General features: G+C 62.2%; 12 protein-coding genes. 3 read left to right on the top strand and 9 right to left on the bottom strand.

What is annotated here, in order from left to right; genetic code table 11:
* Window positions 1–83: 83 nt before the first annotated feature.
* Genes miaA through C4J92_RS02845 form a run of 5 tightly spaced genes read right to left on the bottom strand, consistent with a single transcriptional unit; the run spans window position 84 to window position 5,723 of the window.
* Window positions 84–1,055 (bottom strand): tRNA (adenosine(37)-N6)-dimethylallyltransferase MiaA, encoded by a 972-nt coding sequence (gene miaA / locus C4J92_RS02865; protein WP_124402890.1) that lies wholly within the window; start codon window positions 1,053–1,055, stop codon window positions 84–86.
* Window positions 1,055–2,968, bottom strand: a complete 1,914-nt coding sequence (gene mutL, locus C4J92_RS02860) for a DNA mismatch repair endonuclease MutL (protein ID WP_124402889.1) — start codon at window positions 2,966–2,968, stop codon at window positions 1,055–1,057. Before mutL ends, miaA begins: the two co-directional genes overlap by 1 nt.
* The gene (locus C4J92_RS02855; protein ID WP_124361020.1) at window positions 2,968–4,389 is read right to left on the bottom strand and encodes an N-acetylmuramoyl-L-alanine amidase; all 1,422 of its coding nucleotides are present in this window, start codon (window positions 4,387–4,389) and stop codon (window positions 2,968–2,970) included. The genes mutL and C4J92_RS02855 overlap by 1 nt, the downstream gene beginning before the upstream one ends.
* 15 nt (window positions 4,390–4,404) lie before the next feature.
* Window positions 4,405–4,875 (bottom strand): tRNA (adenosine(37)-N6)-threonylcarbamoyltransferase complex ATPase subunit type 1 TsaE, encoded by a 471-nt coding sequence (gene tsaE, locus C4J92_RS02850; RefSeq protein ID WP_124402888.1) that lies wholly within the window; start codon window positions 4,873–4,875, stop codon window positions 4,405–4,407.
* On the bottom strand, window positions 4,863–5,723 hold the full coding sequence (locus tag C4J92_RS02845; RefSeq protein ID WP_124402887.1) for an NAD(P)H-hydrate dehydratase: 861 nt from the start codon (window positions 5,721–5,723) through the stop codon (window positions 4,863–4,865). The genes tsaE and C4J92_RS02845 overlap by 13 nt, the downstream gene beginning before the upstream one ends.
* A 63-nt stretch (window positions 5,724–5,786) precedes the next feature.
* On the opposite strand from C4J92_RS02845, the gene queG reads away from it, so the two are divergent.
* Complete coding sequence (gene queG, locus C4J92_RS02840) at window positions 5,787–6,851, top strand: tRNA epoxyqueuosine(34) reductase QueG (protein ID WP_124402886.1); 1,065 nt, start codon at window positions 5,787–5,789, stop codon at window positions 6,849–6,851.
* Here queG and C4J92_RS02835 read toward each other — a convergent pair.
* Window positions 6,848–7,465: a trimeric intracellular cation channel family protein gene (locus tag C4J92_RS02835; RefSeq protein ID WP_177412764.1), complete on the bottom strand. Its 618-nt coding sequence runs from the start codon at window positions 7,463–7,465 to the stop codon at window positions 6,848–6,850. The genes queG and C4J92_RS02835 overlap by 4 nt on opposite strands.
* 157 nt (window positions 7,466–7,622) lie before the next feature.
* Window positions 7,623–8,165 carry an oligoribonuclease gene (gene orn, locus C4J92_RS02830; RefSeq protein ID WP_010213620.1) on the bottom strand — a complete coding sequence of 181 codons (543 nt, stop codon included), beginning with the start codon at window positions 8,163–8,165 and terminating at the stop codon, window positions 7,623–7,625.
* A 108-nt stretch (window positions 8,166–8,273) separates the two neighbouring features.
* Between orn and rsgA the strand changes: the two genes are divergently transcribed.
* The gene (gene rsgA / locus C4J92_RS02825; protein WP_005784215.1) at window positions 8,274–9,305 is read left to right on the top strand and encodes a small ribosomal subunit biogenesis GTPase RsgA; all 1,032 of its coding nucleotides are present in this window, start codon (window positions 8,274–8,276) and stop codon (window positions 9,303–9,305) included.
* Between the two features lie 169 nt (window positions 9,306–9,474).
* Here rsgA and motB read toward each other — a convergent pair whose 3' ends face one another.
* Together motB and motA are read right to left on the bottom strand one after the other, a co-directional pair.
* Entirely contained in the window at window positions 9,475–10,494 is a 1,020-nt protein-coding gene (gene motB, locus C4J92_RS02820) for a flagellar motor protein MotB (RefSeq protein ID WP_124361014.1), read from the bottom strand.
* A 3-nt stretch (window positions 10,495–10,497) separates the two neighbouring features.
* A complete protein-coding gene (motA, locus tag C4J92_RS02815) occupies window positions 10,498–11,349 on the bottom strand; it encodes a flagellar motor stator protein MotA (protein WP_124402885.1) in 852 nt (283 codons plus the stop codon).
* Between the two features lie 167 nt (window positions 11,350–11,516).
* Between motA and C4J92_RS02810 the strand changes: the two genes are divergently transcribed.
* On the top strand, window positions 11,517–13,052 hold the full coding sequence (locus C4J92_RS02810) for an HDOD domain-containing protein (RefSeq protein ID WP_124402884.1): 1,536 nt from the start codon (window positions 11,517–11,519) through the stop codon (window positions 13,050–13,052).
* The last annotated feature ends 12 nt before the right edge of the window (window positions 13,053–13,064 follow it).

Genomic DNA, 13,064 nt, shown 5'->3' with positions numbered 1-13,064 from the left:
CCTTTAAGGATCAATAATAAAAATCGGAAAATAAATAGCTCATGGCCGTCACACCCCCAAGGATAGACGGCAATTGCAAGGACTCAGCTCAATATGGAGACCGTTCCCAAGTATTTCAAGGCGCGTGACAGATTGTCGCTGTCCAGGCTGTCCAACCAGTGCAAATCGCTCCAGCTGCGCAGCCAGGTGAACTGGCGCTTCGCCAATTGGCGCGTGGCAATGATGCCGCGCTCCTGCATTTCGGCTGACGTCAGCTTGCCATCCAGATGATCCCAGACTTGGCGGTAGCCTACAGCACGTATCGAAGGCAATCCTGGATGCAGATCACCTCGGGAACGCAGTGCTACGACCTCCTCCACAAACCCCTGTTCCAACATAATTGTGAATCTTTGTGCAATTCGTTCATGCAGCACCTGGCGATTAGCCGGAGCGATGGCCAGATTCGCCACAGTATAGGGCAATTGTGACTGACCAGATGCGCCTGCATCAGCACTTTGCGCAGTTTGTTTCAGCCTGTGTTCAGTCATGGTCTGGCCGCTGACGCGCCAGACTTCCAGCGCACGGGTAAGCCGCTGGGGGTCGTTGGGGTGGATGCGCGCCGCAGACACCGGGTCTACCGCCGCCAGCTGGTCGTGCAGGGCCTGCCAGCCGAGGCGCGCGGCTTGATCTTCAAGCTCGGCGCGCACCTGGGCGTCAGCGGGCGGCATGTCCGCCAGGCCCTCCTGCAGAGCCTTGTAATACAGCATCGTGCCGCCGACCAGCAGCGGGATGTTGCCCCGCGCGGTGATTTCAGCCATGGCGGCCAGGGCGTCGGTACGGAAGTCTGCGGCCGAATAGCTTTCGGACGGGTCGATAATGTCGATCAACCGATGCGGATGCCGGGCCAACAGCTCTTTCGAAGGCTTGGCCGTGCCGATGTCCATGCCCCGGTAAACCAGGGCAGAGTCGACGCTGATCAGCTCGCACGGCAAGACCTTGGTCAGTTCGATGGCCAGGTCGGTCTTGCCCGCGGCCGTCGGGCCCATCAGGAAGATCGCGGGGGGCAAGGCACTCATCAGCGACCGCGCAGGAACAGTTTGTCCAGATCATCCAGGCCCATCTGGGTCCAGGTCGGCCGGCCGTGGTTGCATTGGCCACTGCGCTCGGTGTTTTCCATGTCGCGCAGCAGGCCGTTCATTTCCGGCAGGGCCAGTCGGCGGTTGGCGCGGATGGCACCGTGGCAGGCCATGGTGCCGAGCAGTTCGTTGATATGCGCCTGGATACGGTCGCTGGTGCCGTATTCCATCAGGTCCGCCAGTACGTCGGACACCAGGCGATTGGCCTCGGCCTGCTTGAGCAGCGCAGGAATCTGACGGATCGCCAGGGTCTCCGGGCCCAGGCGTTGCAGTTCGAAGCCCAGCTTCTGGAACACACCGTGGTGTTCCTCGGCACAATCGGCTTCGCGCTGGCTGACTGCCAGGGATTCCGGCACCAGCAGCGGCTGGCCACTGAGCCCTTCACTGGCCATGGCGATCTTCAGGCGCTCGTACATGATCCGCTCGTGGGCGGCGTGCATGTCTACCAGCACCAGGCCGTGGGCATTTTCCGCAAGGATGTAGATGCCCTTGAGTTGCGCCAGCGCGTAGCCCAGCGGCGGAATATCACCGCCGCCCTCGGGCAAGGCAACCGTGCCCGGCTCGGCACCCGGCAACGGCGCGAAGAATTCACGGTAAGCCGCCTGGGCCTCAGCCACCGGCACGGTCGATTGCGGCCGTGGGGTATATTGATATTGATAACCCGCGCCGGCGCCCGAGTTGGGCGCCGTATAATTCGGCTGCGGCTGCGATGATTGCAGCAGGTTGCCAGCAAGGCTCATTTCGCCCTGGGGACCGAACTCGCCAGCCTCGGGGCCGCTCGGGCGAACCACCGCCGTCACGATTGGTGCGGACAACTGGTCATCCGGGCGCACATCGCCCAGGGCGCGATGCAGGGTGCCGTAGAGGAAGTCATGCACCATGCGCCCGTCGCGGAATCTCACCTCGTGCTTGGTCGGGTGCACATTGACGTCGACCACCGAGGGGTCGACCTCGAAAAACAGCACAAACGTCGGATGCCGACCGTTGAATAATACGTCGCGGTACGCCTGGCGAACCGCATGGGCCACCAGTTTGTCGCGCACCGCACGGCCGTTGACGAAGAAATACTGCAAATCGGCCTGACTGCGGGAGAAGGTCGGCAAACCGACCCAGCCCCATAGGCGCAAGCCATTGCGTTCGATTTCAATCGGCAGCGCCTGCTCCAGGAACCCGGCACCGCACACGGCCGCCACTCGCCGAGCGCGCGCGGCGTCATCATTGGCTTCATGCAGGCTGAGGATGGTCTTGCCGTTGTGGCGCAGATGGAACGCCACATCGAAGCGCGCCAGGGCCAGGCGCTTGATCACTTCCTGCAGGTGGTCGAATTCGGTTTTCTCGGCCTTGAGGAATTTGCGCCGCGCCGGGGTGTTGAAGAACAGGTCGCGCACTTCCACCGAGGTGCCCACCGGATGGGCCGCCGGCTGGACCCGAGGCGCCATGTCGCGGCCTTCGGTTTCCACTTGCCACGCCTGTTCGGCGCCGCGCGTACGGGAAGTCAGGGTCAGTCGGGCCACGGAGCTGATGGAGGCCAGGGCCTCACCGCGAAAGCCCAGGCTCATCACCCGCTCGAGGTCTTCCAGGTCGCGAATCTTGCTGGTGGCGTGACGGGCCAGGGCCAGCGGCAGGTCATCCGAAGAGATGCCGCTGCCATCGTCACGTACCCGCAGCAGCTTGACGCCGCCCTGCTCCACGTCTACGTCGATGCGCTTGGCGCCGGAATCGATACTGTTTTCCAGCAGCTCCTTGATCACCGACGCCGGGCGCTCGACCACCTCACCTGCGGCGATCTGGTTAGCCAGGCGCGGGCTGAGCAGTTCGATGCGCGAGCCACTATTCAACACAGATTCGCTCATTACTGCGCCGCCAATTCAGTGCCGGGGATGGTCAACACCTGGCCAATTTTCAACTCGTCGGTTTTCAGGTTGTTGGCGCTGCGCAAGGCGGCGGGCGTGACCTGGAAACGTACGGCCAGCATCGCCACGGTGTCGCCAGGCTGCACGCGGTGGTCACGCGGGCCCTGGGCAATTTTGCCGGAGTCACGCAACCATGCGATGTAAGTACCCGGTGGCGGGTTCTGTTGGAAGAACTGGCGCACGCCGGCGCTGATCGAGCGCGCCAACGCTTGCTGGTGGCTGGCACTGGCCAGTTTCGAGGCCTCGTTGGCGTTGGAAATGAAGCCGGTTTCGACCAGGATCGACGGGATGTCCGGCGACTTCAACACCATGAACCCGGCCTGCTCCACGCGCTGTTTGTGCAGCGACGTGACCCGGCCGATGTTACTCAGGACTTTTTGGCCGACGTTCAGACTGGAGGTCAGCGAGGCGGTCATCGACAAGTCGAGCAGTACGCCGGCGAGCATTTTGTCCTTGTCATCGAGGGAGACATTGCCGGCCCCGCCGATCAAGTCGGAACGGTTTTCGCTGTCGGCCAGCCAACGGGCGGTCTCGGACGTGGCGCCACGATCGGACAAGGCAAACACCGACGCACCGAACGCCGCCGAGGAAGGGGCGGCGTCGGCGTGGATCGATACGAACAGGTCCGCGCCCTTCTTGCGGGCGATTTCGGTACGCCCGCGCAACGGGATGAAATAGTCACCGGTACGGGTCAGTTCGGCGCGATAGCCTTTCATGCCATTGACCTGGCGTTGCAGTTCGCGGGCGATGGCCAGCACCACGTCTTTTTCATGCTGGCCGCGCGAGCCGGACGCGCCCGGGTCTTCGCCACCGTGGCCGGCATCGATCACCACGATAATGTCGCGCTTGCCTGCCGGAGCGGGCGGCGGCGGTGGCAGCTTGACCTGCGGCTGTGAGGGGTTGACCGGCACCGCCGGCACCGTCGCCACGCTGGGCGTCGGCGCAGGCGGCGGTGCGGCATCGGCGGGGTTGTCGAACAGGTCGACCACCAGGCGGTTGCCATATTGGGCGTTGGGCGCCAGGGAGAAGCTTTTGGGGGTAACGGCTTTTTTCAGGTCGATGACCACGCGCAAATCGGTCGGCGTGCGCTGGGCCGAACGCATCATCGTAATCGGGGTGTTGGCGGTGGAGACTTTCAGCGGCGCGGCCAGGGTCGCACCGTTGATGTCGATCACCAGGCGATCAGGCGCCGTGAGGGTAAAGACGCTGTGCTGGACCGGGCCCGACAGGTCGAACACCAGTCGCGTGTTATCCGGCGCTCGCCACAGGCGGACACTCTTGACCTGTGAAGCAGCCACAGCATTGACAGTCATTGCCGCAAGCAACACCCCCACGACAGCAACCAACGCGCGAAAGCGCATACCTAACCCCACCAATTATTTGAATTCCAATGCCAGAGCTTCACGCCACGCTTCACCGCGCGGGCTCTGGGGCAACAACTTCAGCTGACGTCCGTGCTCGTGCGGCGTAATGGTAATGGTCATGTCAGGCTTTGGCAAAAAGCCTGTGCCTTTATCTGGCCACTCGATCAGGCACAGCGCGTCTTCGTCGAAGTAATCACGAATGCCCATGAACTCCAGCTCTTCAGGGTCGACCAAGCGATAGAGGTCGAAGTGGAAGGCGCGCACGTCGCCGATCTCGTAGGGTTCGACCAGGGTGAACGTCGGGCTTTTTACCGCACCGGTATGGCCCAACCCGCGAATGATGCCCCGAGACAGCGTGGTCTTGCCCGCCCCCAGGTCACCTTCGAGAAACACCAGCCCCGCCCCGCCGGTCACCCGCGCAATAACGTGGCCGAACGCCACCATCGCGTCTTCATCGGCCAGGAAAAGATTTACTTCAGGCACGGCGACTGCTCCTCCAGCAATTGACGAATGGCAGGTATCAGGTCGCTCGCTGCCAGCCCGCGACCGAAGGTGCCCTGGCGATCCCCTGCCGTGGCGTGCAACCACACGGCCAGGCAACCTGCCTCATACGCCGGCATGCCCTGGGCGAGCAACGCACCCACGAGGCCAGCCAATACGTCACCGAGCCCCGCCGTCGCCATGGCGGGATGGCCTTGGTCACAACGTGAAACGCGCCCGTCCGGGCTGGCAATCAAACTGCCAGCACCCTTGAGGATAGCCACTGCGTCGAATTTACGGCTCAACGCGCACGCCACCTTAAGGCGGTCGGCCTGAACCTCGGCTGTCGAAATGCCCAGCAGCCGCGCGGCTTCGCCTGGATGCGGAGTGATCACGCAGTTGGCAGGCAGGCTGACGCTGCCGGTGGCCAGCTGATTCAAGGCATCGGCGTCCCAGACCTGTGGCAGGTGCGCATTGGCGGCGACGGACAGCAGGCTTTTACCCCAGGACGCATCGCCGAGACCGGGCCCGATCACAATGACCGAGATTTTTTCCAGCAAGCCCATCAGTTGATTAGCCGAACTCACGCCCACGGTCATCACTTCCGGCAAACGCGTCAGCGCGGCGGGAACATGCTCCACACGGGTCGCCAGGGACACCATGCCGGCGCCACTGCGCAACGCGCTCTCGGCACTGAGCAGCGCGGCGCCGCCAAAGCCTCGGTCGCCGCCAATCACCAATAGATGGCCAAACTGGCCCTTATGGGCGTCCGGGGAGCGCGCAGCCAGTTGCGGCAAGTGGCCGGGCAACAGCGGCTGCACGTCGGTTATTTCGTGTTTTGTCTGAGGCATGCGTCTTCAAGCTCCGATGTCTGGCAGAATTATACGCATCTAACCTGTGGTTTCCTGTGTCTCATGCCCGCTATTAGCTCCGATCTGCCCGCCCTCGCCCAATCGATCAAAGACTGGGGCCGCGAGCTGGGTTTCCAACAAGTCGGCATCAGCGGCCTCGACCTGGCTGAGCATGAACAGCACCTGCAACGCTGGCTCGACGCGGGCTACCACGGCGAGATGGACTACATGGGCGCCCATGGCAGCAAACGCTCCCACCCCGAAGAACTGGTGCCCGGCACCTTGCGCGTGGTGTCACTGCGCATGGATTACCTGCCCGGCGACACGAAAATGGCGCAACTGCTGGCCGAGCCGGAAAAAGCCTATGTCTCGCGTTACGCCCTGGGCCGCGACTATCACAAGCTGATCCGCAAGCGCGTGCAGCAACTGGCTGACCGTATCCAGGCGCAGATCGGGCCGTTCGGCTTTCGGGCCTTTGTCGACAGCGCACCCGTACTGGAAAAAGCCATCGCCGAACAGGCCGGCCTCGGCTGGATCGGTAAGAACACCCTGGTACTCAATCGCAAGGCCGGCAGCTATTTCTTCCTGAGCGAACTGTTTGTCGATTTGCCGTTACCGGTCGACCCACCCCATACCACCGAACACTGCGGCCGCTGCACGGCGTGCCTGGACATCTGCCCCACCAACGCATTCGTCGGCCCTTATGTGCTGGATGCCCGGCGCTGCATTTCCTACCTGACCATCGAGCTCAAGAGCGCGATTCCCGAGGACCTGCGCCCACTGATCGGCAACCGGGTATTCGGTTGCGATGACTGTCAGATCGTTTGCCCGTGGAATCGTTTCGCCCGACCCACTGGCGAAAGCGATTTCAAGCCTCGGCACAATTTGGATAACGCGACCCTGGCCGAACTGTTTATGTGGGACGAGGATAAATTCCTCAGCAGCACCGAAGGCTCACCCTTGCGCCGTGCCGGATACGAGCGCTGGCTGCGCAACCTGGCGGTGGGCCTGGGCAATGCCCCCTCGAGCATTCCGGTGCTGGAAGCTTTGAAGGCGCGGCGCGACTACCCGTCGGAACTGGTGCGTGAGCATGTGGAATGGGCGCTGAACCAGCACGCCGCCCGCTAGTGGACGTCGTCGTTATAGACGAACTTGGGCATTTCCCAATGAAACCGGATCGCCAGCAGGCGCAGTAGAAAGCCGCTGAACAAGGTCAGCAGGATCGCCTGTTCGCTGGGCAATTCCAGATACAGGCACAGCAAGTAAAACCAGGCGGCGAGGAACGACACGCTGGCGTACAGCTCACGACGGAAGATCAGTGGGATGTCGTTACAGAAAATATCCCGCAGGATGCCGCCGAATACGCCGGTGATTACGCCACTGACCGAGGCGACCAGCATGCCATGCCCCATTTCCAGGGCGGTCATGCAGCCGATCAAGGTGAACGCCACCAACCCCACGGCATCCAGCGCCAGAAACAGCGAGCGCAGATGGCGCATCAACGGTGCGATAAAGATAGTCACCAGTGCGGCGACGGAGGTCAGCACCAGGTATTCAGGGTGCTTGACCCAGGTCAGCGGGTAATGCCCCAGCAACATATCGCGCACAGAACCGCCACCCAGCGCCGTCACGCACGCGATCAGCACCACGCCAAACCAGTCCATGCCACGCCGGCCGGCGGACAAGGCGCCCGTCATGGCTTCGGCGGTGATGGCGATGAGGTAGAGCATCAGCAGCATGATGGCGATCCTTGCAGAGAGGCCGGCAGTCTAATCATTTGCTGATGGCACCAAAAGGGGGCGCTTGGCGATAAACCGAGTCGCCTGCCACATTGGGACGCAGAGCGTCCTGGGCTGCATTCCCACGCGGAGCGTGGGAACGATCCAAGGCGGAAGGTCTTCAAGCCTTGATGAAATGCTTGCGGTAATGCTGCAACTCGGCGATCGACTCGCGAATATCATCCAGCGCCAGGTGCGTGCTGCCTTTGTGGAAGCTGTCTTTGACCTCCGGCGCCCAGCGTGCAGCCAGCTCTTTCAAGGTGGACACGTCCAGGTTGCGATAGTGGAAGTAGCTCTCCAGCGCCTTCATATGCGTATAAAGGAAGCGACGGTCCTGGCAGATACTGTTACCGCAGATCGGCGATTTGCCCTTGGGCACCCATTTTTCCAGGAACGCGATGGTTTCGGCTTCGGCTTCGGCCATGCTGATGCGGCTGTCGCGTACACGCTGGGTCAGGCCGGAGTTGCCGTGGGTGCGGGTATTCCATTCGTCCATGGTGGCGAGCACCGCATCGCTGTGATGGATGGCGATCACCGGACCTTCGGCCAAGGTGTTGAGGTTGCTGTCGGTGACAATCGTCGCCATCTCGATGATGACGTCGGTGTCGGGGTTCAGACCGGTCATTTCCAGATCGATCCAAATCAGGTTCTGTGGGTTTTGCATGGCTTGATTCTCTTGGCACCTTGGCGTAGCCGGGCAGTTTAGCAGGCGGCGCCGTGCTAGACTCGCGACCGTTTCACCCAACTTTTGCATTATCGACACGGAACACCAATGGCCAAACGCCAGCTCAATCGTCGCCAAAACTGGCGCATCGAAAAGATTCAAGGTGAACGCGCAGCGCGCGCCGCCAAACGAGAGTCCTCCGCCGTGGAAGCGCTTGAGGGCGGCGACCTGGGTCCCGAACAAACGGGCCTGGTGATCGCGCACTTCGGCGTACAGGTCGAAGTCGAGGCGCTGGAAGGCGAGCTCGCCGGCTCGGTATCCCGCTGCCATTTGCGCGCCAACCTGCCTGCGCTGGTGACCGGCGACAAGGTCGTCTGGCGTGCCGGCAACCAGGGCATCGGCGTGATCGTCGCCCAGTTGCCCCGCAGCACCGAACTGCGTCGCCCCGACAGCCGCGGCCAGCTCAAGCCGGTGGCGGCCAACGTCGACATGATCGTGATTGTGTTCGCGCCGCTGCCCGAGCCCCACGCCAACCTGATCGACCGCTATCTGGTCGCTGCCGAGCATGCCGGTATCCGCCCGCTGCTGCTGCTGAACAAATTCGACTTGATCGACGAGCAGAACGCGCCGGCGCTTAACGCGTTATTGGCGGTCTACCGCACCCTGGGTTATCCCGTGCTGGAAGTCTCGGCACACCACGGCAACGGCATGGAACAGTTGCAACAGCAGTTAGACGGGCGTATCAGCGTGTTTGTCGGCCAGTCCGGCGTGGGCAAGTCATCGCTGGTCAACAGCCTGCTGCCGGAAGTCGACACCCGTGTCGGCCCGCTGTCGGAGCTGTCCGGCCAAGGCACGCACACCACCACCACCGCACGGCTATTTCACTTCCCAGGTGGCGGCGAGCTGATCGATTCCCCAGGCATTCGTGAATTCGGCCTCGGTCATGTCAGCCGCAGCGACGTGGAAGCGGGCTTCATCGAGTTCAACGACCTGATCGGCACCTGCCGCTTCCGCGACTGCAAACACGACCGCGAGCCGGGGTGTGCATTGCTCAAGGCCCTGGAAGATGGCCGCGTGCAGCAGCAACGGATGAACAGCTATCGGTCGATTATTGCGAGCTTGCCTGAGAGCAGTTACTAAGCTGCCAGCCCCTGTAGGAGCGAGCTTGCTCGCGAAGATCCCAAGCGCAACGCGGGCATCCTGAATACACGCGTTATCGTTGACGTTTCTCGCGAGCAAGCTCGCTCCTACAATGAGACGGCAGATACAACAAGGCCGCGATAATCGCGGCCTTGTTGTATCTGGAGCTTTACGACCCCGGCGCAGGCGCCGTCGGGTCCTTCACGCCGCCATCATCAAACAGGTTCAGCTTCTGGCGCAGTTCATGGGCCGGCAGCGGCTCCTGCCCTGGTGGGAGCGCATTCGGGTCCGCCGGTACTTCACCGGGGGCGCCTTCACCCTGAGCCGGCTGTGGCGGTGGCGGTTGATCGCCCTCGATCGCACGCTGGGCCTTTTTGGTCAGCACGACGATGTCGATCCGACGGTTGATCGGGTTGAACGGTTCCTTGGGGTCAAACAGCTGCGATGACGCAAAGCCCACCACCCGCGCCACTTGCGGGTCCGGGTAGCTGCCAGCCACCAGCGCACGGCGGGCGGCGTTGGCGCGGTTGGCCGAGAGTTCCCAGTTGCCGAAGTCGCCCTGCCCCGCGTAGGGCTTGGCATCGGTGTGGCCGCTGATACTGATCTTGTTCGGCACCGCCTTGATGGTGTCGGCCATGGCCAGCAGGATATCTTCGAAGTACGGTTTCAAGCGTGCGCTGCCGGAATCGAACATCGGCCGGTTGGCCGCGTCGGTGATCTGGATGCGCAAGCCTTCCGGAGTGATCTCGAAGGAAATCTGATCCTTGAACTTCAGCAGTTGCGGGTTTTCCTCAACCTTGGTCTGCAGCTCCTGCAACAGCAGCTCGAGGCGTTCTTTCTCGACCTGTTCGGCCATGGTTTCGACCTTATCGCGCTCGATCGGGATTTTTTCCTGGGGCGATTCGGTCTGCACTTCCGGGTTGATGGTGCGCTCAGGCGCCAACTGCGGCGAGCCACCCAGGTCGATCACGAAGGGCGTGCCACTTTCCGAAAAACCAATCGGGTCCTTGAAGTAACCCGCGATGGCGATCTTCTGTTCAGGGGTAGCGGTGGACATCAGCCACAGCACCAGGAAGAACGCCATCATTGCCGTCGCGAAGTCGGCAAAGGCGATTTTCCAGGCGCCGCCATGGTGCCCCGCTGCGAAGCGCTTGACGCGCTTGATGATGATCGGCTGGTTGTTTTCCATGGCTTAGCGACCGCGAACCGCTTGTTCCAGCTCGGCGAAACTTGGGCGATGTTTCGGGTACAGCACTTTGCGTCCGAACTCTACCGCCAGCGATGGCGGCATGCCGGATGCCGAAGCCACGAGACACGCCTTGATCGCTTCGTAGAGGTTGATCTCTTCCTTGGCATCGTGGGCCAGCGACGTGGCGAGCGGGCCGAAGAAACCGTAGGCCGCGAGAATACCGAAAAAGGTACCGACCAACGCCGCGCCGACGTGCATGCCGATGGCCGCCTGGTCGCCCTCGCCCAGGGAAGCCATGGTCACCACGATACCCAGCACCGCCGCAACAATACCGAAACCGGGCATGCCGTCGGCAATGCCGGTCACGGCGTGGGAAGGATGCTCCAGCTCTTCCTTGAGGCTGAACAGCTCCATGTCGAAAAGGCCTTCAAGCTCATGGGGAGCCATGTTGCCGGAGGACATGATGCGCAGGTAATCACAGATATACGCGGTCATGCGCTCGTCCTTGAGCACGGCGGGGTACTTGGCGAAGATCGGGCTGGCGGCGGCGTCTTCGATATCCCCTTCAATGGCCATCATGCCTTCGCGGCGGCTCTTGTTGAGGATCTCGTAGACCAGCCCCAGCACTTCCAGATAGAACGTGTGCGAGAAGCGCGAGCTGAACATGCCCAGCGACTTCTTGATCACGTGCATGGTCATGTAGCCGGGGTTGGCCTGCAGGAACGCGCCAAAAGCGGCGCCGCCAATGATCAACACTTCGAAAGGCTGAATCAGCGCGGCAATTTTACCGTGGGACAGGACGTACCCACCGAGCACACTTGCGAAGACGACAATGATGCCGATAATTTTAGCCATAGGGGATCTGTACTTGCGCCGTCGGGTTCATGGACATAGTGGGTGCAGCTGAAAAACTCTTGTTCTACTTATCGGCAAAACTGCGCCAGACTATAGCCCGTTAAGGCGAAAAGCCAATTCAGCCCGTTCCGGGCGTGTTGAACACAAGTGACGATCGCGCCCCAATCATGGCTAATGAAACGACAGTTCCAACTGCAAAACCCGCCACACTCGCCGCCTGGATCAAGTGCCTGGACGACGTGCTGCTGCCCGTTCCCCAGGCCAGCCACGAGCGTGTGTGCAAAGCCATCCGCGACAGCCGCAGCTCATTAAGGGACATTGCCGAGCTGATGCAGGACAGCCCGGCCCTGGTGCTCAGCGTGATGCGCGAGGCCAACAGCCACACTCACGGCAGCCTGGCGGAACCGGCGGAAAACCTCGAAGTGGCGCTCAACCGCCTCGGTCTCAAGCGCGCCGAGGAACTGCTGGCACGCCTGCCTTCGGTGCCGGCCCTTGAAATTCCCGTAGCGCTGCGCCAGCTGCTGTTGATCAGCCAACATGCCTCGCAGCAGGCCAACGGCTTGTTCGGCAACCGCCTGGCGCGGCTGTGGCAGGATATTCATTGGGGCAGCCTGTTGTTTCTGTCACCGTTGTGGCCGATGGCCGTCGCCTACCCCAAGCTCCTGGAGGAATGGGAACTGCGGGTGATCCACAAAGGCGAGTCGGCACATCAGGTCGAGCAGCAATTATTCGGCGTGCGCCTGCTGGACCTGTGCCTTGGCCTGACTGCGGCCTGGCACCTGCCGATCTGGGTGTCCCAGGGCTATCACCTGCTGCTGGGCGAGCGTCGCCTGCTGGTCAAGGCCTTGCGCATCGCGCGCGAAGACGATCCTCTGCGCCACCAGCAATTACTCGACGCCGAACCCAACCTGCGCCGCTGGCTGAACCAGCCGGCCAACACCGTACTGTTGGCCAACGGCCTGGCAATGTCGGCGCAGGAATCCTGGGCCTGTCCGCACACCGAGCGCTGGCAATACCTCACTGCGCTGTACCTGCAGGAGCCATTGGGCGATGTGCAGCAGCAAGTGCACCAACAAGCGGTGACCAGCGCGCGCAGCACCTTGATGCCTGACCTCTGGCACCCGGCCCTGTCGCTGATCTGGCCGTGGCATGTGCAAAAAGTCCATCGTGGCCTGTTGCCCGCGCCGCCGCCCACGGCCGAAGCACTGGCATTATGGCGCAGCCGCTGCACCGAGCTATTGGTCGAGCCGAGCCGCTTTGCCAATGCGATGCACCTGACCACTTGCGCCAAGGAAGCCCTGGTCGCCAGCGGCATGCAACGCGTATTGCTGTTCATGGCGGATCGCGCTTTGAGCACCTTGCGTGTGCATCAGGCCGATGGCTTGCCCAGGGACGCTGCCAACCTGAGCCTGGATGTGGTTAACAGTACATTGCTGCAACGCCTGCTGGAAAAGTCCGCCCAGGTGCGTCTCAGCCCTGACAACCATGCGCAGTTCGCCGCCCTGCTGCCACCGATCCTGCGCCGCCTGTTTACCGGCGAGCACCTGCTGTTGCGCTCGCTGAGCTGCAATGGCCGCGTGGTGATGCTGATGGTGGCGGACCAGGGTGGCGGGCCGTTCTCGGAAACCACCGTGCAAGCCTTTGGTAAAACCGCGCAATGCATCGAAAAGGCCCTGCACAGCTTTACCAACCGCAGCGCCTGATGCTTGCGCTAC

Source organism: Pseudomonas sp. R3-18-08 (genome assembly GCF_003852065.1).
Classification (GTDB): Bacteria; Pseudomonadota; Gammaproteobacteria; order Pseudomonadales; family Pseudomonadaceae; genus Aquipseudomonas.
This window is presented reverse-complemented; position numbering and strand designations above follow the sequence as displayed.